Source organism: Streptomyces sp. NPDC085937 (assembly GCF_044540535.1).
In the GTDB taxonomy this organism is placed as follows: Bacteria; Actinomycetota; Actinomycetes; order Streptomycetales; family Streptomycetaceae; genus Streptomyces.
In genome coordinates this window covers 118252-138642 of record NZ_JBITSH010000012.1, presented here as the reverse complement: position 1 = coordinate 138642, position 20391 = coordinate 118252, and the positions used below count along the sequence as shown (strand labels likewise).

Genomic DNA, 20391 nt, shown 5'->3' with positions numbered 1-20391 from the left:
CCAACGGGCGGAATCACCCCTCCGGGGGCGCGGGGAACTGCGCGATCAGCCCCCACGAACCGGCACCCGCCAACGGCGAGCATCCCCACCCCAGTTGGCGCCACTCCACGCACATCACTTCGCGTAGATCGCCTCGATCTCGTGCGCGTAATCCTTCGCCACAACATTCCGCTTCAGCTTCAGCGAAGGCGTCAGATGCCCCGACTCCTCGGTGAACTGCGCCGGAAGAATCCGGAACTTCCGCACCGACTCCGCCTTCGACACCGCCGCGTTCCCGTCGTCCACGGCCGCCTGGATCGCCGCCAGCAGATCAGGGTCCTGGCTCAGTGAAGCCGCCGTCGCCCCCGTCGGCTTCCCGTGCTCCGCGCACCAACGCCCGAGGAACTCCTCGTCGATGGTGACCAGCGCGCCCACGAAGGGCCGCCCGTCGCCGACCACCATGCACTCCGCGACCAGCGCGTGCGCCCGGATGCGGTCCTCGATGACCGCCGGGGCGACGTTCTTGCCGCCGGCCGTCACCAGGATCTCCTTCTTCCGGCCGGTGATCCGCAGGTAGCCGTCCTCGTCCAGGGTGCCGATGTCCCCGGTGTGGAACCAGCCGTCGGCGAGGGCCTCGGCGGTCGCGGCCGGGTTGTTCCAGTACTCCTTGAACAGGTGCTCGCCGTGCAGCAGCACCTCGCCGTCGTCCGCTATGCGCACGACCGAGCCGGGCAGCGGCTGGCCGACCGTGCCGATCTTCTGCCGGTCCCACGGGTTGAAGGCGGTGGCCGCGCAGGACTCGGTCAGGCCGTAACCCTCCAGCACGCTGAAGCCGATGCCCCGGAAGAAGTGGCCGAGGCGCTCACCCAGCGGGGCGCCCCCGGAGATGGCGTACTCGCCGCGTCCGCCCAGGACCGCGCGGAGCTTGCCGTAGACCAGCTTGTCGAAGACCTTGTGCTTGACCTTCAGGCCGAACGACGGGCCGGTCGGGGTGTCCAGCGCCTGGCTCCAGGCGATCGCGGTGTCGGCGGCCTTGTCGAAGATCTTGCCCTTGCCCTCGCCCTGCGCCTTGGCGCGCGCCGAGTTGTAGACCTTCTCGAACACCCGCGGCACGCCCAGGATCAGCGTGGGCCGGAAGGAGGCCAGCTCGTCGGTGAGGTTCTTGATGTCGGGCACGCAGCCCAGCTTGATCGGCGCCATCATGGGCGCGATCTGCACCAGCCGGCCGAAGACGTGGGCGAGCGGGAGGAACAGCAGCACCGAGCACTCGCCGGTGCGGAACAGCGGACGCAGCCGTTCCACGATGTTGCCGCACTCGGCGAAGAAGCTGCGGTGGGTCAGCACGCAGCCCTTGGGGCGGCCGGTGGTGCCGGAGGTGTAGACGATGGTCGCCGGGTCGTCGGCCTTGGCGACCGAGCAGCGCTCCTCGACCGTCTCGTCGCTGACGTCCGCGCCGAGGCGGCCCAGCTCCTCCAGGCCGCCGCCCTCGATCTGCCACACGTGCTTCAGCGCGGGCAGCCGGTCGCGTACGGACTCCACGGTCGCCGTGTGGGCGTCGAGCTCCACGAGACAGGCGGTGGCGCCGGAGTCGCCGAGGATCCACGCCACCTGCTCCGCCGAGCTGGTCTCGTACACCGGCACGGTCACCGCGCCGGCGCTCCAGATCGCGAAGTCCAGCAGCGTCCACTCGTAACGGGTGCGCGACATCAGGGCGACCCGGTCGCCGGGCTGCACGCCCGCGGCGATCAGGCCCTTGGCGGCGGCCCGCACCTCCGCGAGGAAGGTGGTGGCCGTCACGTCCTGCCACGCTCCGCCGACCTTGCGGGCCATGACGGCGACATCAGGATGCTGCGCGGCGTTTCTGCGGACGATGTCGGTCAAATTGCCGTCCGCGGGGACCTCGTACAGGGCCGGAAGGCTGAACTCGCGCAAGACTGCTGCTCCTCTTAGGGCGCCGGCGCCACGACGTTGTGCGATGCGACGGTGCGGTCCAAGGCTCGGGCGGGTGCTCGCGAATTCACTGGTTGAAATCCCGAGCACGACTGGACTGCCCGGACGTTACCCGCCGGTATGGCTGTCACGACAGGGGGGCCCTGCCAGATGTTCGCTGCGTCACACAGGTTGGTGTTTCATTGCGCACAGTAGTCCACGGCCGAAGAGGCGAGCCAGTAACCGCAGGTAGGCCCGCCATTGTTCACGTATGCCCCACAGGATTACGCTTGATCACCATGGCACCCACACCCGGCGGGGACCGGCGCACCCGCGTCCACGTGGTCAGCGACGTACACGGCAACGCGAGCGGTCTGGCCCGCGCCAAGGACGGCGCCGACGCCCTGGTCTGCCTCGGTGACCTGGTGCTGTTCCTCGACTACGCGGACCACTCGCGCGGCATCTTCCCCGACCTGTTCGGCACGGAGAACGCCCACCGCATCGTGGAGCTGCGCACCGCGCGGCGCTTCGAGGAGGCACGCGAGTTCCAGCGCGGCCTGTGGGCCGGCATCGGCGTCGACCGCGCCACGGCGATCGAGACGGCGGTGCGCAAGCAGTACGCCGAGCTGTTCGCCGCCTTCCCCGCCCCGACGTACGCCACCTACGGCAACGTCGACGTGCCGCCCCTGTGGGCGGAGTACGCCGCCCCGGGCACCACCGTGCTCGACGGGCAGCGGGTGGAGATCGGCGGCTGGACCTTCGGCTTCGTCGGCGGCGGCCTGCGCACCCCGATGCGCACGCCCTACGAGATCGACGACGAGGAGTACGCGGCGAAGATCGAGGCCGTCGGCGAGGTCGACGTGCTGTGCACGCACATCCCGCCGGAGGTCCCGGAGCTGGTCTACGACACCGTCGCCCGCCGCTTCGAACGCGGCAGCAAGGCCCTGCTCGACGCGATACGCCGCACCCGCCCCCGCTACTCGCTGTTCGGCCACGTCCACCAGCCGCTGGTGCGGCGGATGCGGATCGGCGCCACCGAATGCGTGAACGTGGGGCACTTCGCGAGCACCGGACGGCCCTGGGCGCTGGAGTTCTGAGACGCCCCTCGGTGCCGACGCCCCAGGTCGGGTGATCTCGGTACGGGCGGTGCGCGGTAGCCTTCCGCTGCACGCGCGTGCGCTGTCCGGCCCACGCACGGCGAGGACGACCTACCGGCCCGCATCTGGAGGAGCCACGGCGATGGCGGAACACACCAGCTCGAGCATCACCATCGAGGCGGCACCGGCCGACGTGATGGGGGTGATCGCCGACTTCGCCCGCTATCCCGACTGGACGGGTGAGGTGAAGGAGGCGGAGGTCCTCAGGACCGACGCCGAGGGCCGCGCCGAGCAGGTGCGCCTGGTCATGGACGCCGGCGCGATCAAGGACGACCAGACCCTGGCGTACACCTGGAGCGGCCCGCACGAGGTCTCCTGGACGCTGGTGAAGTCGCAGATGCTGCGCTCCCTCGACGGCTCCTACGTCCTCACCCCGGCAGGTGCCGGCACCGAGGTCACCTACCGGCTGACCGTCGACGTCAAGATCCCCATGCTCGGCATGATCAAGCGCAAGGCCGAGAAGGTCATCATCGACCGTGCCCTCGCGGGCCTGAAGAAGCGCGTCGAGTCGCACCCGTAACCGGCGGGGCGGCACCGGCGGGCGGCGGGGCAGGCGCCCCGCGGGCGCGGGCACGCGGAACCCGCCCCCGCCCGGCGTCCGTTACCGTTCACCCCCATGCGCACCCTCCTGATCACGGGCCCCGGCGGCAGCGGACGCACCACGACCGCGGCCGCCACCGCGCTCGCCGCCGCCCGCTCAGGCGCCCGCACCCTGCTGCTCGGCACCGACCCCACGGACACCCTCGGACCGGTCCTCGGCGACCGCGACGTACCGGGACTCACCGTGCGCCGGACCGACCCCGACGCGGGCTTCCGGGCCGACCTCGCCGCCCTCCAGGACCGCGCGGGCGGCGCCCTCGACCTGCTCGGCGCCTCCCGGCTGGTCCCCGAGGAGACCGGCCCGCTGCCCGGCGCCGAGGAACTCGCCGTCCTGCGCGCCCTGCGGGACGCCGCGAGCGACGAGGAGTCCTACGACCTCCTCGTCGTCGACCTCCCCGCCACCCCCCGGGCGATCTCGCTCCTCGCGCTCCCCGACGAACTGCGCCGCGCGCTGCGCCGCCTCCTGCCGCCCGAACGGCAGGCCGCCCGCGCCCTGCGCCCGGTGCTCGGCCGGCTCGCCGGCGTCCCGATGCCCGCCGAGTGGATCTACGAGACGGCCACCCGCCTCGACCTCCAGCTCGCCGCCGTCGAGGCCCTCCTCGCCGACCGCGGCACCGCCGTACGCCTCGTCGCCGAACCGGGCCCGGCGGGCGCCGACGCCCTGCGCACCGCCGCCCTCGGCGTGGCCCTGCGCGGACTGCGCCTGGACGCCGTGATCGCCAACCGCGTCCTGCCGGAGAGCGACGCCGACAGCTGGCTGGCCGGACCCCTCGCCCAGCAGCGCAAGACCCTGGAGGAGTGGCGCGAGGAGTACGACGTCCGCCCGGTCGCCCACCTCGGCCGCGACCCGCGCGGCGCCGACGACCTCGCCCTGCTCGCCGTACCGGTCGTGCCCGCCGCCCCCGCGGCCACCGGCACCGCCGGGTGGCCGGTCACCGACCGGCTCGCCGAGGACGGCGTCCTGGTCTGGCACCTGCCGCTGCCCGGCGCCCGCCGGGAAGCCCTCGACCTCGTCCGGCGCGGTGACGAACTGGTCGTCACCGCCGAGCCGTTCCGCCGCGTCGTCCCGCTGCCCTCCGCGCTGCGCCGCTGCACCGTCGACGGCGCCGCCCTGCGCGAGGGCGAGCTGCGCGTCAGGTTCCGGCCCGATCCGGCGCTCTGGCCGCGCACCCGGTGAAGCCGCGACGGCCGTTCGGGTACCGTCGAGGGGGCCACCCGCAGTCAAGGAGTCCGTCATGAGCGAACAGCTCCCACCGCCCGACGACGCCGCGAACCAGGCCAAGGACGACACCGTCGGCACGCCGGTGGACGACGCCCGCGCGGACCGTGCCGAGGCCCACGCCGACGCCTGGGCGACCGCGGCCGCCGAGGACCTCGAAGAGGAACGGGCCCGCCGCCGCGCCCGCTACGGCCCGCCCCCCGGCTCCGCCGCCGAGGAACTGCGCAAGCTGGTCGACGCCGTCGCGGACAAGCTCTCCGGGATGCAGTCCCCACTGCTCGGCGCGGTCGCCGGACCCGCCGCCCAGCAGGTCGTCCGCCAGGTCGTCCAGCAGGCGAAGGCCGCCGTCGAACCGGTCATCGAGCGCAACCCCGACGTGTTCGACCACCTCGCCGCCGCGGGCGGTGAACTGCTCGCCGCCTACCGGTCCGCGGTGCAGGACCAGGAACGCCGCTGGACGGCGCGCGACACCGCCCCGCACGACCCCGACGAGCACCGCGACCCCGGTGACGATCCCGGCACCGGTCCCGGCGAGCGCATCGACCTGGACTGACCCCGGCGGCACCGGTCACCGGCGGGGCGTCCCTGCTCCCCGCCGGGCCGCCCGGCCTGCGGACACAGGGACGGCGAGCCCGTCGCCTCGGGTACCGTTGGCGTAGCGGGGCTCGACCGGAACTGAGGGATTCATGGGACTCACCATCGGCGTCGACATCGGCGGCACCAAGATCGCGGCCGGCGTGGTCGACGAGGAAGGCACCATCCTCTCGACGCACAAGGTGCCGACCCCGGGCACGCCCGAGGAGATCGTGGACGCCATCGCCTCCGCGGTGGAAGGAGCACGCGCCGGACACGACATCGTCGGCGTGGGCATCGGCGCGGCCGGATACGTCAACCGTCAGCGCTCCGAGGTCTACTTCGCCCCCAACATCCTCTGGCGCAACGAGCCGCTCAAGGAGAAGGTCGAGGCCCGCGTGGGCCTCCCGGTCGTCGTGGAGAACGACGCCAACGCCGCGGCCTGGGGCGAGTACAAGTTCGGCGCGGGCAAGGGCCACCGCAACGTCATCTGCATCACCCTGGGCACCGGCCTCGGTGGCGGTGTGATCATCGGTAACAAGCTGCGCCGCGGCCACTTCGGCGTGGCCGCCGAGTTCGGCCACATCCGCATGGTGCCGGACGGCCTGCTGTGCGGCTGCGGCTCGCAGGGCTGCTGGGAGCAGTACGCCTCCGGCCGCGCCCTGGTCCGCTACGCCAAGCAGCGCGCCAACGCCACCCCGGACCAGGCCCAGACCCTGCTCGCGCTCGGTGACGGCACCCCCGAGGGCATCGAGGGCAAGCACGTCTCCATGGCCGCCCGCCAGGGCGACCGGGTGGCCGTCGACTCCTACCGGGAGCTGGCCCGCTGGGTCGGCGCCGGACTCGCCGACCTGGCCTCCCTCTTCGACCCCTCCGCGTTCATCGTCGGCGGCGGCCTCTCCGACGAGGGCGAACTGGTCCTCGGCCCGATCCGCAAGTCGTACCGGCGCTGGCTGGTGGGCGGCAACTGGCGCCCGGTCGCCGAGGTCCTCGGCGCCCAGCTCGGCAACAAGGCCGGTCTGGTCGGCGCGGCCGACCTGGCCCGGGAGCCCGACCCGATCATGTGACGGCGCGACGGCACGTGGCCACGCCCGCCCGACCCTCCCCGGGGGACGGCGGGCGTCGCCGTTTCCGGCGTATCTTGATCGTCATGGCGACGACTCCGCTGCTGCCCGGATCCCGGACCGAGGCCGACGGCTCGGCCGTCGTCCGGGTGCTCAGCTACAACATCCGCTCCCTGAAGGACGACACCGCCGCCCTCGCCCGGGTGATCGGTGCCTGCGCACCCGACCTGGTGCTGCTGCAGGAGGCGCCGCGGTTCTTCCGCTGGCGCAAGAAGCTCGCCCGGCTCGCCTCCGACTCCGGCCTGGTGACGCTCTCCGGCGGGGCCACCGCCGCCGGGCCCGCCCTCCTGTGCTCGCTGCGGGCCACCGTCGAGCGCACCGAGGACGTGCTGCTGCCGCTCACCCCCGGGCAGCACCGGCGCGGCTTCGCCACCGCCGTCGTACGGTTCGGCGGGGCACGGCTCGGGGTGCTGAGCTGTCACCTCTCCCTGCGCGCCGACGAACGCCACGAGCAGGGCGGGATGCTGCTGGACCGGGTGGCCGGGATGGGCGTCGACCACGTCGTCGCGGGCGGGGACCTCAACGACGAGCCGGCCGGGCGCACCTTCCGGCGGCTGGCCGGCACCCTCACCGACTGCCGGACCGCCGCGCCCTGGGGCGGCGAGCACACCTGGACGCACAGCGACCCGCCCAAGCGCATCGACGCCCTGTTCGTCACGAAGGGCGTCGAGGTGCTGGGCTGCGGGGTGCCCCACGACCAGCCCGGGGTGACGGAGGCGGATCTGAGGGCGGCCACCGACCACCTGCCGGTACTGGCCGCCCTGAGGATCCCCGCCGCCTGAGGCCCGTCGGACAGGGCCGGCCCGGCTCAGACCACCGCGCCCCGGCCCGGGTCCTCGTCGTCCTCGTCGTCCGTGCGCATCCGGGTCACCAGTGTGACGGCGCCGCCCAGGAAACCGCCGATGCACAGGGTGGTCAGCCACCAGGTCATCTCCCAGCCCAGCAGTATCGCCAGCAGGAGCAGCACCGGGGCGCCCAGCACCCCCAGCCAGGCGAACTTGGAGGTGACGTCCGCCTCCGGCAGCGGCGGCGGCTCCGGCGGCACGAAGTGCCCCTCGTCGCTCTCGCCGAGGTCCTCCTCCGCCGGCTCGGCCACGCTGTAGTCGCGTGGGCCGACCCCGGGGGCGAAGGACACGGAACCGCCCAGCGGTCCGGCCGGCTCGTCCTCCTCCGTCCTGCGGGGCGGCGCCTTGGTCCCGGCGCCGTCCTCGTCGTTGGTCTCGGTCTCCAGCAGCGCCAGGTCCTCCACCGACTTGAACGGCTTGGCGCCCGGCGGGTCCTTCGGCTCGTCGCCGTACCCGGCGACGATCGCCTCCCAGGCGGCGGCCTCGTCGAAGGGAACGCCCTTCTCCTCCGGCTCGCGGCCCTCACGGTCCGAGTCGTGCTCAGCCACCTGCGGTCGTCCCTTCGTTGCCGAGACCGGGCTCCTTGACGGCGCCGGGTGCGAGCCGGTCGATGAACGCGGCGCTCTCCCGGAAGATCCGCTCCGCGTCGTGGTCCAACGTCGCCACGTGGTAGCTCTGTTCCAGCAGGATCTCCGTCACGTCCACGGACGACACGCGGCTGAGGATCCGCGCCGCGTCCGCGGGCGGGACCACATGGTCCTGCGGGCTGCGCATCAGCAGCAGCGGCTGCGTGACCTGCGGCAGTTCGCCGTCGACGATCCGGAAGAAGTTCCGCAGGGAGTGCGCCGCGTGCAGCGGCACCCGGTCGTAGCCCAGCTCCCGGCTCACCGGCTTGGCGATGTCGCTCGCGATGCCCTTGGTCGCCGGGACGAGATGGCGGAGCACCGGCAGGGCGTGCGCCGCCACCCCGTGCACCTTGTTCGCCGGGTTGACGACCATCACCCCGCTCACCGCGTCGCCGTGGAGCGCCGCCAGCCGCAGCGCCAGCGCGCCGCCCATCGACAGCCCGGCCACGAACACCCGCTCGCGGCGGTCCCGCAGCAGCTGAAGCTCGCGGTCCACCTGCGCGTACCAGTCCTGCCAGCCGGTGACCCCCAGGTCCTGCCAGCGGGTACCGTGCCCGGGCAGCAGCGGCAGCGACACCGTCAGACCGCGCTCGGCGAGATGCTCCGCCCAGGGGCGCAGCGACTGCGGGGAACCGGTGAAGCCGTGGCAGAGGAGGACGGCGGTCTCCCCGCCCTCGTGACGGAACGGCTCGGCTCCGGTCAGGAGCGGCACCTTCGGCCTCCTGTTCGTGGGACTCGGGGAAGGTCCGGCACGTCATGACGGCCGGCACGGGGCCGGCCACGGTTTGCAGGACCTTCACCGTACGCGACCGCACTGACACCGACCAGGGCCGTCGGGGCCTTGGGGCCCGCTCCGGGATATGGTCTGACCAACACGCACAGGAGGCACTCGGTTGTTGTACGGCACGATGAAGGTCGCCATCGGAGCGCCGCTGAAGCTCGCCTTCAGGCCCTGGGTGGAGGGCCTGGAGAACGTTCCCGCCGAGGGCCCCGCGATCCTGGCCAGCAACCACCTGTCGTTCTCCGACTCGTTCTTCCTCCCGGTGATGCTCGACCGCAAGGTCACCTTCATCGCCAAGGCCGAGTACTTCACCACGCCCGGAGTGAAGGGGAGGATGACGGCCGCCTTCTTCAAGGGCGTGGGCCAGCTCCCCGTCGACCGCTCCGGGGCGCGCGGCGCGGGCGAGGCGGCGATCAAGAGCGGCATAGAGGTGCTGGAGCGCGGTGAGCTGTTCGGGATCTACCCCGAGGGCACCCGCTCGCCCGACGGCCGCCTCTACCGCGGCAAGCCCGGCGGCCTGGCCCGCGTGGCGCTGGCCACCGGGGCGCCGGTCGTCCCCGTCGCCATGATCGACACGGAGAAGATCCAGCCCCCGGGGCAGGTGATGCCCAAGCTGATGCGCCCCGGCATCCGGATCGGCAAGCCCCTCGACTTCAGCCGCTACCAGGGCATGGAGCACGACCGTTTCGTGCTCCGCGCCGTGACGGACGAGGTCATGTACGAAATCATGAAGCTGTCCGGCCAGGAGTACGTCGACATGTACGCCACCGCCATGAAGCGTCAGCTCGCGGAGGCGGCCAAGGCGGAGAAGGAAGCGGAGAAGGCGGCGAAGGCCGCCCTCGTCCGGGCGGACAAGGAACAGGCGGAGAAGCTGAAGGCGGCCATGGAAGAGGCGGACCGGGGACGGACCGGGGGACGTTCCGAGCGGTAGCCGGGGCCGGGTCGCACCGGGGGGAGTGGGGGAACATGGCCCAGCGCGACAGAGTCATGCGCATGTCGGTGGAGCAGCCGCTGTGGCGTGCGCTCGCCGGTTTCCGGCTGCTCGCCATGGTGTACGCGACCGGCCTGTTCGCGGCCGCCCACGACGGGTTCACCCGCCCCTGGCTCGCCGTCGCCTACTTCGCCGTCCTCGGCGTGTGGACCCTCGCCACCCTGCCCAGGGTCGCGAGCGCCGCCGCCTGCACCAAGCCCTTCCTCGCCGTCGACCTCACCCTCGCCGTCACCGGCATCCTGATCACCCCGATCGCCGACGCCGCCGAACGGGTCCACGACGGCGGTCCCACCCTGCCGTCCATCTGGACCGCCGGGTCGGTGCTCGCCTTCGCCGTCCGGGGCGGCTGGCGCTGGGCGGCCCTCGCCTCCACCCTCGTCGCCGTCGCCAACCTCGTCGAACGCGGCACCCCGGCCCGCGACACCGTGCACAACGTCGTCCTCGTCTGGGTCGCCTCCATCGCCATCGGCTACGTCGTCGAGGTCGCCCGCGCCTCCGAACGCACCCTCGCCCGCGCCCTGGAGATCGAGGCGGCGACCCGCGAGCGGGAGCGCCTGGCCCGGGACATCCACGACAGCGTGCTCCAGGTGCTGGCGATGGTGCAGCGGCGCGGCGCGGTGATCGGCGGCGAGGCCGCCGAACTGGGCCGGATGGCCGGCGAGCAGGAGGTGGCGCTGCGCACCCTGGTCTCCGGCGGCCTGGTGCCCGTCTCCCGGGCCTCCGAGGACGCGGCCCTGGGAGCGGTCGTACGGACCGTCGAGGAGGACGAACCGGCGGACGACGGGCCGGTGGACCTACGGTCCCTGCTCGCCCCGCACGCCGGGTCCCGGGTCAGCCTCGCCGAACCCGGCGCGCCCGTGACGCTGCCCCCGGCCGCCGCGCGGGAGGTGGCCGCCGCCGTCGGCGCCGCCCTGGACAACGTCCGCCGGCACGCGGGGGAGCAGGCCCGCGCCTGGATCCTGGTCGAGGACGAACCGGACGAGGTGATCGTCACCGTCCGCGACGACGGCCCCGGCATCCCCGAGGGGCGGCTCGCCCAGGCCGAGGGGGAGGGGCGGCTCGGTGTCGCCCTGTCCATCCGGGGCCGGCTGCACGACCTCGGCGGCAGCGCCGACGTGATCTCGGTGCCCGGACAGGGCACGGAGGTCGAACTCAGGGTGCCCAGGCACCGGCAGGACACGAACGACCCACGGGGGAAGGCGGAACAGCGATGAGCGAGACGACCGGCGGCACCGGGACGCCGATCAGGGTGATGGTGGTCGACGACCACCCCATGTGGCGGGACGCCGTCGCCCGCGACCTGTCCGAGTCCGGCTTCGAGGTCGTCGCCACCGCGGGCGACGGCGACCAGGCGGTGCGCCGCGCCAAGGCCGCCGCCCCCGACGTCCTCGTCCTCGACCTGAACCTGCCCGGCAAGCCCGGCGTCCAGGTGTGCAAGGAGGTCGTCGCCGCCGACCCCGCCGTCCGCGTCCTGGTGCTCTCCGCCAGCGGTGAGCACGCCGACGTCCTGGAGGCCGTGAAGTCCGGCGCCACCGGCTACCTGCTCAAGTCCGCCTCCACCGAGGACCTGCGGGACGCGGTGCGCCGCACCGCCACCGGTGACCCGGTGTTCACCCCGGGCCTGGCCGGACTGGTCCTCGGCGAGTACCGCCGCCTCGCCTCCGAACCGGCCGGCCCGGGCGGCGGCGCGGAGGAGTCCAAGGCGCCCCGGCTCACCGAACGCGAGACCGAGGTGCTGCGTCTGGTCGCCAAGGGACTGAGCTACAAGCAGATCGCCGAACGGCTGGTCATCTCCCACCGCACCGTGCAGAACCACGTCCAGAACACCCTCGGCAAACTCCAGCTGCACAACCGCGTGGAGCTCGTCCGGTACGCCATCGAACGCGGCCTCGACGACGCGTAGCCGCCCCAACGCCCCGTCCTCTCCCGGGATTTACCGTCCCGGCCATGTCGACGTGACCCGGATCACCCTTACCGTGCCAGGTGGGAACGAACGGCATTCCGTCAACCATGGCGAAGGGACACTTCCATGCGGGTCGGAGTACTGACCGGCGGCGGCGACTGCCCCGGGCTCAACGCCGTCATCCGGGCCGTCGTCCGCAAGGGCGTACAGGAGTACGGCTACGAGTTCACCGGATTCCGGGACGGCTGGCGCGGTCCCCTCGAAGGACGCACGGTCCCCCTCGACATCCCGGCGGTCCGCGGCATCCTGCCGCGCGGCGGCACCGTCCTCGGCTCGTCGCGCACCAACCCGCTCAACGAGACCGACGGCATCCGCAGGATCAACGACAACCTCGCCGCGCTGGGCGTGGACGCGCTCATCACCATCGGCGGCGAGGACACCCTCGGCGTCGCCACCCGCCTTGCCGACGAGTACGGCGTGCCCTGCGTGGGCGTGCCCAAGACCATCGACAACGACCTGTCCGCCACCGACTACACCTTCGGCTTCGACACCGCCGTCGGCATCGCCACCGAGGCCATCGACCGGCTGCACACCACCGCCGAGTCCCACATGCGGGTCCTGGTCGTCGAGGTGATGGGCCGCCACTCCGGCTGGATCGCGCTGCACTCGGGTCTGGCCGGCGGCGCCAACGTCATCCTCCTCCCGGAGCACCCCTTCGACGTCGACCAGGTGTGCGCCTGGGTCACCTCACGGTTCCGCGCCTCCTACGCCCCGATCGTGGTCGTCGCGGAGGGCGCGGTGCCGCGCGACGGCGACATGGTGCTCAAGGACCGGTCCCTGGACGCCTTCGGACACGTCCGGCTCTCCGGGGTCGGCGAATGGCTGGCCAAGCAGATCGAGAAACGCACGGGGAAGGAGGCGCGGACCACCGTCCTGGGACACGTGCAGCGGGGCGGCACGCCCAGCGCGTTCGACCGTTGGCTCGCCACCCGCTTCGGCCTGCACGCCGTCGACTGCGTCCGCGACGGCGACTTCGGCACGATGGTCGCGCTTCAGGGCACCGACATAGTCCGCGTCCCGATGGCGGACGCGACGGCCCGGTTGAAGACGGTTCCTCCCTCCCTCTACGAGGAGGTGGGCGTCTTCTTCGGCTGACGCCCGACCGCGGGGCGCCGCCGCCTGCGGGCAGTCGTGCCGCTTGGGGCGGCACGGGTGGGCGCAGGCGGCACCTCTCGGAGAGCTTCGGCGTCAGTGGTGTGCCCGCGGCTCATGGGGTGCCTCGCATCGTCGTCCGCCGGGTGCGGCCCGTCGGTGGCTGGTCGCGCAGTTCCCCGCGCCCCTGAGGGGCGCTTCCGCCGCTACGCGGCGGCACCCCCGCCCCGCGCCGACACCCAGGGCCTTTCGGCCCACGTCGAGTTTGCCCACGGCCCCGTAAGCTCCCCGCAGGGAAGCAAACCCGCACAAACCCCCGGAGGGGCCCGTGGAGATCCTCGCTTTCGGCGTCCAGGCAGACGAGAAGCCCCTCATCGAGCACGCCTTCGCAGACCACCACCCCGTCCACCCCCTCGACGTCTTCCTCAACACGGACACCGCCCCGATCGCCGCCGGTCACGAGATCATCTCCACCAGCGTCAACTGCGACCTCGGCGCCGACGTGCTGTCCGGCCTCGCCGCCGGCGGCACCCGGATGGTCGCCCAGCGCTCCACCGGCTTCAACAACGTCGACCTCGACGTGGCGGAACGCCTCGGCATCACCGTCGCCCGCGTCTCCTCCTACTCCCCGTACTCCGTCGCCGAGTTCGCCTGGACCCTCGCCATGGCGGTCAACCGCCGCATCGTCCGCGCCTCCACCCGCACCCGTGACTTCGACTTCCGGCTCGACGGGCTGATGGGCCGGGACCTGCACGGCCGCACCGCCGGCGTGCTCGGCACCGGGAAGATCGGCGAGGCCTTCGCCCGGATCGCCCACGGCTTCGGCATGCGGCTGCTCGGCTGGGACGTCGCCGAGAACCCCGCCTGCCGGGAGCTCGGCATGACGTACGTCCCCAAGGAGCAGCTGCTCGCCGAGTCCGACCTGGTCAGCCTGCACGTCCCGTTGCTGCCCAGCACCCGGCACCTCATCGACGCGACCGCCCTGAAGGCCATGCGGGACGACGCGATCCTGGTGAACTCCAGCCGCGGCGGCCTCGTCGACACGGCCGCCCTCGTCGACGAACTGCGCGCCGGCCGCTTCACCGGCGTGGGCCTGGACGTGTACGAGGCGGAGGCGGGCCTGTTCTTCCTCGACAAGTCCCTGGAGGCCGTCGACGACGACACCCTGGCCCGCCTCGTCACCTTCCCGAACGTCCTGGTCACCTCCCACCAGGCGTACTACACGCGGGACGCCGTCGCGCAGATCGTCGCCAGGACGGTGGACAACGTCCTCGACTACACCGCCGGCCGCCGCTCCGGCAACGTGCTGGTGCCGCGCAGCTGACCCATCAGCTCCCGCACCACGGCCGCGCCGTTCAGGCTGAGCACCGACTCGGGGTGGAACTGCACGCCCGCGAAACCGGGCCCCCGCAGCGCGTGCACCTCGCCGTTCGCCGCGCGGCTCACCTCGACGCCGTGCGCGGCCAGCTCCCGCGCGGCGTCCTCGTCGCAGTGCGCCACGAAGCTGTTGTAGAAGCCGACCGTCTCCGGCCGCCCGAACAGGTCGATCTCCGTCTGCGCGCCCTGGTACGGCACCTCCTTGCGGACGATGTCCAGGCCCAGCTCGGCCGCCAGCAGCTCGTGGCCGAGGCAGACGCCGAGGACGCCGTGCCGGTTGCCCGCGACGACCTCGGCGGTCAGCGCGCGCAGGAACCGCATCTTCGGGTCGGCCGTGTCGGAGGGGTCGCCCGGACCGGGCCCCAGCACCAGCGGGCCCTCGTGCGCGAGCACCGCCTCCCGCAGTCCGGGCTCGTCGTAGCGGCGTACGGTGACCTCCAGACCGGCCGCCCGCAGCACATGGGCGAGCATCGCGGTGAAGGTGTCCTCCGCGTCGACGACCAGCGCGTGCCCGGCGAGCGCCCGTGACCGCTCCTGCATCCGCAGCCAGAACGGCGCCAGCGCGGCCCGGCGCCCGTCCAGCGCCGCCCGCACCCGCGGGTCGTCCGCGAGGTTCGGCCGTGCGGACTCCGCGCGCGGCCGCCCGGGACGCACCCCCAGCGCGGCCAGCACCCCGGCGGCCTTGGCGTGGGTCTCCGCCACCTCGCCCGCCGGGTCCGAGCCGCGCACCAGGGTCGCCCCGACCGGCACCCGCAGCCGCCCGGTGGCGTCGATGTCGGCGGTGCGGATCAGGATGGGGGAGTCCAGCGTCTGGGCCCCGCCCTCGTCCCGGCCGATCAGGGCCAGCGCCCCCGCGTAGTAGCCGCGTCCGCCGGCCTCGTGCCGTTCGATCACCCGGCAGGCGTTCTGCACCGGCGAGCCGGTGACGGTCGCCGCGAACATGGTCTCCCGCAGCACGTCGCGCACGTCCATGGAGGACCGGCCGCGCAGCTCGTACTCGGTGTGCGCGAGGTGCGCCATCTCCTTCAGCCGGGGGCCGATCACCACGCCGCCCATGTCGCCGACCGTGCACATCATCTTCAGCTCCTCGTCGACGACCATCGACAGCTCCTCGATCTCCTTGCCGTCGGCGAGGAAGCGGAGCAGGTGCTCGGAGGTGGGGCCCCCGTCGGGGTAGCGGTAGGTGCCGCTGATGGGGTTCATCACGACCGTCCCGCCCGACGCCCGCACGTGCACCTCGGGGCTCGCGCCGACCAGCGTCCGGTCGCCGGTGTGCACGACGAACGTCCAGTACGCGCCCCGCTCGCCCTCCAGCAGCCGCCGGAACAGCGCGAGTGCGTCGGCCCGCCCGAACCCGGGGATCCCGCCCTCGTACGTTCTGCGGATGACGAAGTTGGCGCCCTCGCCCCGGCCGATCTCCTCGTCGAGGACCCGGCCGACGATCCGCGCGTACTCCTCGTCGTCGACGTCGAAGCCACCGCCCTCGACCCGCACGTCGTGCGCCGGGAGCGCCGCCAGGGCCTCGGCGAGCGGGATCTCGTGGCGCTCCTCGGGGGCCAGCACCAGCAGCGGGGTGCCGTCGTCGCGGACGTCGAAGCCGCGCTCGCGGATCTGCCGGAAGGGGACCAGCGCGAGGCCCTCGTCGGGCAGGTCGGCCAGACGGTCATGGGAGGCGACCGGGCCGATCAGCAGCTCGACCGTGTCGTGGTCGTGGCCGGGGGTGCGGCGGCGCAGCAGGGCGAAGGGGCGGTCGTCGTGGCGGAGCCGTGCCAGCAGGTCCATGGGGCGTTCCTCGTTTCGTCGCTGTCGTGAGCGGTGAGGAACGACCCCGGAAACCACCGAAGGCCGCCCCTCGGGCGGCCTTCGCGAAGTCGGTGCGTACGCGCAGTCAGTGGGCCGCCGGATGAGCGGTCCACCACCAGGTGCGGGTCGAGTGCGCGAACATGGCCCCGACCCTAGCGCATCGCGCGTCGGTGCGGACCCTGTCTCATTTGTTGGGCGTCGGGATGGACGACCGTTCCGACCCCGTAATGTGGGTTCCGTGACCGTGAACGCTAAGACCAGCGCGAGCGCTGGCAACACCTGGCGAGATCTGCCCGCGGCGCAGCAGCCCGAGTACCCCGACCCCGAGGCTCTGCGCGCAGTCATCGCGGACCTCGAGTCGTATCCGCCGCTCGTCTTCGCGGGCGAGTGCGACCAGCTGCGCGCCCGGATGGCCTCCGTCGCCAAGGGAGAGGCGTTCCTCCTCCAGGGCGGCGACTGCGCCGAGGCCTTCGACGCCGTGTCCGCCGACCACATCCGCAACAAGCTCAAGACGCTCCTCCAGATGGGCGCCGTCCTCACCTACGCGGCCTCGGTGCCCGTGGTGAAGGTCGGACGGATCGCCGGCCAGTACTCCAAGCCGCGCTCCAAGCCGACCGAGACCCGTGACGGCGTGACGCTGCCGACGTACCGCGGCGACTCGGTGAACGGCTTCGACTTCACCGAGGAGGCCCGGGTCCCGGACCCCGAGCGGCTGAAGCGGATGTACAACGCGTCGGCCTCCACGCTGAACCTGGTGCGCGCCTTCACCACCGGCGGCTACGCCGACCTGCGCCAGGTGCACGCCTGGAACCAGGACTTCGTGAAGTCGTCCCCGTCCGGCCAGCGCTACGAGCAGCTGGCCCGCGAGATCGACCAGGCGCTGAACTTCATGCAGGCGTGCGGCGCGGAGCCGGAGGAGTTCAAGACCGTCGAGTTCTTCTCCTCGCACGAGGCGCTGCTGCTCGACTACGAGTCGGCCCTCACCCGGGTCGACTCCCGCACGGGACAGCTGTACGACGTGTCCGCGCACATGGTGTGGATCGGTGAGCGCACCCGGCAGCTGGACCACGCGCACATCGAGTTCGCCTCGCGGATCCGCAACCCCATCGGCATCAAGCTCGGCCCGAGCACGACGGCCGAGGAGGCGCTGCGGTACATCGACCGCCTCGACCCGGAGCGGGAGCCCGGCCGGCTGACGTTCATCGTCCGGATGGGCGCGGACAAGATCCGCGACAATCTTCCCGAGCTGGTCGAGAAGGTGACGGCGTCCGGCGCGACCGTGGCGTGGGTGACCGACCCGATGCACGGCAACACCTTCGAGGCGGCCTCCGGGCACAAGACCCGTCGCTTCGACGACGTGCTGGACGAGGTGAAGGGCTTCTTCGAGGTCCACAAGGAGCTCGGCACCCATCCGGGCGGCATCCACGTGGAGCTCACGGGTGACGACGTCACCGAGTGCGTGGGTGGCGGCGACGAGATCTTCGTCGACGACCTGCACCAGCGCTACGAGACGGCGTGCGACCCGCGGCTGAACCGCAGCCAGTCGCTCGACCTGGCCTTCCTGGTCGCGGAGATGTACCGGGACCAGTGACCGGCACGGCCGGTCGCCGGCCGTCAGGGGTGGGGCGTGTTTCACACCGGATCACGCCCCACCCCTCTTTCGTGCCCTTCGAGGGCGTAGGTAAGGTTAGGTTTGCCTCACCGACGGAGGGTCGGTACGGCACGACCCTGTACTCCGTCGGGAGGTGACCCGCGTGTTCGTCTGCAGCTGCTTCGGCGTGACCGAGGAACAGGTGAGGAGCCACGCGGAAGCCGGCGCCTGCACGCCCCGGCAGATCGCCTCCGCCTGCAAGGCCGGCACCGACTGCGGCGGCTGCGTCCGGCGCATCCAGGCGCTGCTGGGCCGCGGTGCCTGCCCCCGGCGGCAGCTCATCGACCAGGGCGAGCAGCCGCTCGTGGCGGAGGTCGAGGAAGCCGCGTAGGCGGTCTCCCGCTGTCGTTCAGGGCGTCTTGAAGCCGTGGGTCCCGGGGCCCGAGGGGTCCGGCTGGGACTGCTCGATGACCGTCGAGAGGTACAGCGCCTCACCCAGCTTGTCGATCAGCTCCAGCTGGGTGTCCAGGTAGTCGACGTGGTGCTCCTCGTCGGCCAGGATCGCCTCGAAGATGTTGGCGGAGGTGATGTCGTTCTTGTTGCGCATGACCTCCACCCCGCGGCGGAGCCGGTCGATCGCCTCCAGTTCGACCTCCCGGTCGGCCTGGAACATCTCGGTGACGGTCTGGCCGACGCGGACGTGGAACAGCCGCTGGTAGTTCGGCAGGCCGTCGAGCAGCAGGATGCGGTCCGTGAGCAGCTCGGCGTGGCGCATCTCGTCGAAGGACTCGGCGCGGGTGTACTCGGCGAGCTTGTACCAGCCCTTGTGGTCCTGGAGCTTGGAGTGCAGGAAGTACTGGTTGATCGCCGTCAGCTCGGCGGTCAGCTGTTCGTTGAGGAACTCGATGACCTCGGGATCGCCCTGCATGGCACGGGCTCCTTCCGCGTGGGGGGAAATGAGCGGGTCGCGCGCATGATTGCACCGGCACGGAAGATCGTCCAGTAAGTACGTACTTAGTAAGTAAACCCATACTTGGCCTCTTTTGAGGATGATTGACCGAATCTGCGGGGCCCGGTTCAGGAGCATGGCCACCGGTCTGTCAGGATGGAGACATGGGTCAGCCGGCGGAACGCGAATCGGGGGAGCGCGCGACACGAGGAGCGGTGGATCTCCAGCTCCCGCCGGGGCAGCGGCTCCAGAAGGGCTGGCCGGTCACCCACTACGGGCCGGTCCCCAAGTTCCGCCCGGAGCGCTGGGAGTTCCGGATCTTCGGCGCCACCGCCGACGGCGAGAAGCACTGCTGGACCCACGAGGAGTTCACGGCGCTGCCGTACACCACCGTCGAGGCCGATCTGCACTGCGTCACCAAGTTCAGCATGGTCGGCTCGGAGTGGGGCGGGATCCCCGCCCGCACCGTCGTGGAGATCGCGCCGCCCGCCCCCGACGTCACCCATGTGATGGTGTGGGCGGAGTACGGATTCAGCTCCAACCTGCGGCTCGCGGACTTCACGTCCGACCGCTCCCTGTTCGCCACCCACAAGGACGGCGAACTGCTCACCGCCGAACACGGCTTCCCGCTGCGCCTGATCGTGCCCCACCTGTACGCCTGGAAGGGCCCCAAGTGGGTCCGCGGCGTGGAGTACATGACCGCCGACCGCCGCGGCTTCTGGGAGGAGCGCGGCTACCACAACCTCGGCGACCCCTGGAAGGAACAGCGCTACTCCTACCAGGAGGAGCCCGGGGACGGCCCCGAGCTCTGACCCCCGTGCGACGGCCGCGCGTGCGACGGCCGCGCGTGCGACGGCGCGCGGGGCGGCGTTCGCCCGTACGGCTCAGCCGTCGCGGAGCTTCTTCAGCCGCTCCACGTCCGCCGCGTGCCCCTCCTTGCCGCCCGGTGTCTCGATGACCAGCGGCACGCCCGCCGTCGCGGGGTGCGTCATCAGCTCCCGGAACGGGTCCTCGCCGATGTGCCCGGCGCCGATGCCCGCGTGCCGGTCCCTGTGCGCGCCGGCCACGTCCATCGAGTCGTTGGCGTGGATCAGCCTCAGCCGCCCCTCGCCGACGGTCGCCACCAGCTCGTCCAGCGTCCGGTGCGCGCCGTCCGGCGCGGCCAGGTCGTGCCCGGCCGCGAAGACGTGGCAGGTGTCCAGGCACACGCCGAGCCTCGGGTGGGCGTCCAGCGCCGCGAAGTACGGGCCCAGGTCCTCCACCAGGGAACACAGCGAGGCGCCCTGGCCCGCGGTCGGCTCCAGCAGCAGGAACGGGTCGTCGTCGTGCGTCAGCTCGTCCAGCAGCGGCAGCATGTGCTCCCGCACCTGTTCCAGCGCCACCGCCCGCTCCCGTCCGCCGGTCGCGCTGCCGGTGTGCACCACCACGCCGAGCGCGCCGATCGCCCGGCCGCGCCGCAGCGAGTGCCGCAGCGACTGGACCGACCGCTCGACGGTCGCCGGGGTGTGGGACCCGAAGTTGATCAGGTACGGGGCGTGCACGTACGCGGGCATGGACGCCTCGGCGCAGGCCGCGCGGAACGCCTCGTCCTGCACGGGGTTGCCGGCCGGGGTGGCCCAGCCGCGCGGGTTGGCGACGAAGACCTGCACGGTCTCCGCCCCCAGGTCACGGGCGTAGGACAGGCCGACGGAATGCAGACCGCCGGCCACGGGGACGTGACTGCCGATGGGGTTACGGGCGGGGCCGGACGGGTGACTCTTCACCCGTCAAGGGTGGCACGGACGCGCGCGTC

Annotated in this window: 21 protein-coding genes; 14 read left to right on the top strand and 7 right to left on the bottom strand. The window is 72.4% G+C overall.

The features are described from left to right. Positions 1–114: 114 nt before the first annotated feature. On the bottom strand, positions 115–1911 hold the full coding sequence (locus ACIF8S_RS24590; RefSeq protein WP_400001751.1) for an AMP-dependent synthetase/ligase: 1797 nt from the start codon (positions 1909–1911) through the stop codon (positions 115–117). 296 nt (positions 1912–2207) lie between these two features. On the opposite strand from ACIF8S_RS24590, the gene ACIF8S_RS24585 reads away from it, so the two are divergent. The 6 genes from ACIF8S_RS24585 (at position 2208) to ACIF8S_RS24560 (ending at position 7363) form a co-directional block, all read left to right on the top strand. Further along, a complete protein-coding gene (locus ACIF8S_RS24585) occupies positions 2208–3005 on the top strand; it encodes a metallophosphoesterase (RefSeq protein WP_400001749.1) in 798 nt (265 codons plus the stop codon). Between the two features lie 142 nt (positions 3006–3147). Continuing rightward, positions 3148–3585, top strand: a complete 438-nt coding sequence (locus ACIF8S_RS24580) for an SRPBCC family protein (protein WP_024882602.1) — start codon at positions 3148–3150, stop codon at positions 3583–3585. A 96-nt stretch (positions 3586–3681) separates the two neighbouring features. Next, complete coding sequence (locus tag ACIF8S_RS24575; RefSeq protein ID WP_400001747.1) at positions 3682–4842, top strand: ArsA family ATPase; 1161 nt, start codon at positions 3682–3684, stop codon at positions 4840–4842. A 58-nt stretch (positions 4843–4900) separates the two neighbouring features. Beyond that, positions 4901–5437, top strand: coding sequence for a DUF5304 family protein (locus ACIF8S_RS24570; RefSeq protein ID WP_400001746.1), 537 nt, complete (start codon positions 4901–4903; stop codon positions 5435–5437). Between the two features lie 133 nt (positions 5438–5570). Next, positions 5571–6524 (top strand): ROK family glucokinase, encoded by a 954-nt coding sequence (locus tag ACIF8S_RS24565; protein ID WP_145825338.1) that lies wholly within the window; start codon positions 5571–5573, stop codon positions 6522–6524. An 83-nt stretch (positions 6525–6607) separates the two neighbouring features. Beyond that, complete coding sequence (locus tag ACIF8S_RS24560; RefSeq protein WP_400001743.1) at positions 6608–7363, top strand: endonuclease/exonuclease/phosphatase family protein; 756 nt, start codon at positions 6608–6610, stop codon at positions 7361–7363. A 26-nt stretch (positions 7364–7389) separates the two neighbouring features. On the opposite strand, the gene ACIF8S_RS24555 is transcribed toward ACIF8S_RS24560, so the two are convergent. Continuing rightward, positions 7390–7974 (bottom strand): hypothetical protein, encoded by a 585-nt coding sequence (locus tag ACIF8S_RS24555; protein ID WP_400001741.1) that lies wholly within the window; start codon positions 7972–7974, stop codon positions 7390–7392. Continuing rightward, positions 7967–8764 carry an alpha/beta hydrolase gene (locus ACIF8S_RS24550; RefSeq protein ID WP_400001740.1) on the bottom strand — a complete coding sequence of 266 codons (798 nt, stop codon included), beginning with the start codon at positions 8762–8764 and terminating at the stop codon, positions 7967–7969. Before ACIF8S_RS24550 ends, ACIF8S_RS24555 begins: the two co-directional genes overlap by 8 nt. A gap of 196 nt (positions 8765–8960) precedes the next feature. Here ACIF8S_RS24550 and ACIF8S_RS24545 point away from each other — a divergent pair, with 196 nt between their 5' ends. The 5 genes from ACIF8S_RS24545 to ACIF8S_RS24525 all read left to right on the top strand — a co-directional run bounded on the left by ACIF8S_RS24545 (position 8961) and on the right by ACIF8S_RS24525 (position 14203). Next, on the top strand, positions 8961–9764 hold the full coding sequence (locus ACIF8S_RS24545; RefSeq protein WP_349793862.1) for a lysophospholipid acyltransferase family protein: 804 nt from the start codon (positions 8961–8963) through the stop codon (positions 9762–9764). A 35-nt stretch (positions 9765–9799) separates the two neighbouring features. Then, complete coding sequence (gene macS, locus ACIF8S_RS24540; RefSeq protein ID WP_400001738.1) at positions 9800–11038, top strand: MacS family sensor histidine kinase; 1239 nt, start codon at positions 9800–9802, stop codon at positions 11036–11038. Beyond that, on the top strand, positions 11035–11727 hold the full coding sequence (locus ACIF8S_RS24535) for a response regulator (RefSeq protein WP_400001736.1): 693 nt from the start codon (positions 11035–11037) through the stop codon (positions 11725–11727). The genes macS and ACIF8S_RS24535 overlap by 4 nt, the downstream gene beginning before the upstream one ends. A gap of 126 nt (positions 11728–11853) precedes the next feature. Next, entirely contained in the window at positions 11854–12882 is a 1029-nt protein-coding gene (locus tag ACIF8S_RS24530; protein ID WP_400001735.1) for a 6-phosphofructokinase, read from the top strand. 325 nt (positions 12883–13207) lie between these two features. Then, positions 13208–14203, top strand: coding sequence for a 2-hydroxyacid dehydrogenase (locus ACIF8S_RS24525; protein WP_400001733.1), 996 nt, complete (start codon positions 13208–13210; stop codon positions 14201–14203). On the opposite strand, the gene ACIF8S_RS24520 is transcribed toward ACIF8S_RS24525, so the two are convergent. Then, positions 14155–16038, bottom strand: coding sequence for an anthranilate synthase family protein (locus ACIF8S_RS24520; RefSeq protein ID WP_400001732.1), 1884 nt, complete (start codon positions 16036–16038; stop codon positions 14155–14157). The two genes, ACIF8S_RS24525 and ACIF8S_RS24520, sit on opposite strands and share 49 nt — an antisense overlap. Positions 16039–16144: 106 nt before the next feature. Then, positions 16145–16201, bottom strand: coding sequence for a trp operon leader peptide (locus tag ACIF8S_RS24515; protein WP_078493144.1), 57 nt, complete (start codon positions 16199–16201; stop codon positions 16145–16147). A 96-nt stretch (positions 16202–16297) separates the two neighbouring features. On the opposite strand from ACIF8S_RS24515, the gene ACIF8S_RS24510 reads away from it, so the two are divergent. Together ACIF8S_RS24510 and ACIF8S_RS24505 are read left to right on the top strand one after the other, a co-directional pair. Continuing rightward, positions 16298–17650: a class II 3-deoxy-7-phosphoheptulonate synthase gene (locus ACIF8S_RS24510; protein ID WP_145825329.1), complete on the top strand. Its 1353-nt coding sequence runs from the start codon at positions 16298–16300 to the stop codon at positions 17648–17650. 154 nt (positions 17651–17804) lie between these two features. Further along, the gene (locus ACIF8S_RS24505; protein ID WP_349793534.1) at positions 17805–18041 is read left to right on the top strand and encodes a (2Fe-2S)-binding protein; all 237 of its coding nucleotides are present in this window, start codon (positions 17805–17807) and stop codon (positions 18039–18041) included. An 18-nt stretch (positions 18042–18059) separates the two neighbouring features. Here the strand turns inward: ACIF8S_RS24505 and bfr are convergent, their stop codons facing one another. Then, positions 18060–18578 carry a bacterioferritin gene (gene bfr, locus ACIF8S_RS24500; protein ID WP_024882587.1) on the bottom strand — a complete coding sequence of 173 codons (519 nt, stop codon included), beginning with the start codon at positions 18576–18578 and terminating at the stop codon, positions 18060–18062. Positions 18579–18763: 185 nt separating this feature from the next. On the opposite strand from bfr, the gene ACIF8S_RS24495 reads away from it, so the two are divergent. Beyond that, positions 18764–19411 carry a sulfite oxidase-like oxidoreductase gene (locus ACIF8S_RS24495; RefSeq protein ID WP_400001729.1) on the top strand — a complete coding sequence of 216 codons (648 nt, stop codon included), beginning with the start codon at positions 18764–18766 and terminating at the stop codon, positions 19409–19411. Positions 19412–19483: 72 nt separating this feature from the next. Here the strand turns inward: ACIF8S_RS24495 and ACIF8S_RS24490 are convergent, their stop codons facing one another. After that, positions 19484–20362, bottom strand: coding sequence for a deoxyribonuclease IV (locus tag ACIF8S_RS24490; protein WP_400001727.1), 879 nt, complete (start codon positions 20360–20362; stop codon positions 19484–19486). Positions 20363–20391: the final 29 nt, after the last annotated feature.

Excerpts from the sequence above, each read along its gene's own strand:
- ACIF8S_RS24545 (WP_349793862.1), top strand. The coding sequence starts at position 8,961 with ATGAAGGTCGCCATCGGAGCGCCGCTGAAGCTCGCCTTCAGGCCCTGG.
- ACIF8S_RS24520 (WP_400001732.1), bottom strand. The coding sequence starts at position 16,038 with ATGGACCTGCTGGCACGGCTCCGCCACGACGACCGCCCCTTCGCCCTG.
- ACIF8S_RS24495 (WP_400001729.1), top strand. The coding sequence starts at position 18,764 with ATGGGTCAGCCGGCGGAACGCGAATCGGGGGAGCGCGCGACACGAGGA.
- ACIF8S_RS24580 (WP_024882602.1), top strand. The coding sequence starts at position 3,148 with ATGGCGGAACACACCAGCTCGAGCATCACCATCGAGGCGGCACCGGCC.
- ACIF8S_RS24535 (WP_400001736.1), top strand. The coding sequence starts at position 11,035 with ATGAGCGAGACGACCGGCGGCACCGGGACGCCGATCAGGGTGATGGTG.
- ACIF8S_RS24560 (WP_400001743.1), top strand. The coding sequence starts at position 6,608 with ATGGCGACGACTCCGCTGCTGCCCGGATCCCGGACCGAGGCCGACGGC.
- ACIF8S_RS24585 (WP_400001749.1), top strand. The coding sequence starts at position 2,208 with ATGGCACCCACACCCGGCGGGGACCGGCGCACCCGCGTCCACGTGGTC.
- ACIF8S_RS24570 (WP_400001746.1), top strand. The coding sequence starts at position 4,901 with ATGAGCGAACAGCTCCCACCGCCCGACGACGCCGCGAACCAGGCCAAG.
- bfr (WP_024882587.1), bottom strand. The coding sequence starts at position 18,578 with ATGCAGGGCGATCCCGAGGTCATCGAGTTCCTCAACGAACAGCTGACC.
- ACIF8S_RS24575 (WP_400001747.1), top strand. The coding sequence starts at position 3,682 with ATGCGCACCCTCCTGATCACGGGCCCCGGCGGCAGCGGACGCACCACG.
- ACIF8S_RS24565 (WP_145825338.1), top strand. The coding sequence starts at position 5,571 with ATGGGACTCACCATCGGCGTCGACATCGGCGGCACCAAGATCGCGGCC.
- macS (WP_400001738.1), top strand. The coding sequence starts at position 9,800 with ATGGCCCAGCGCGACAGAGTCATGCGCATGTCGGTGGAGCAGCCGCTG.
- ACIF8S_RS24530 (WP_400001735.1), top strand. The coding sequence starts at position 11,854 with ATGCGGGTCGGAGTACTGACCGGCGGCGGCGACTGCCCCGGGCTCAAC.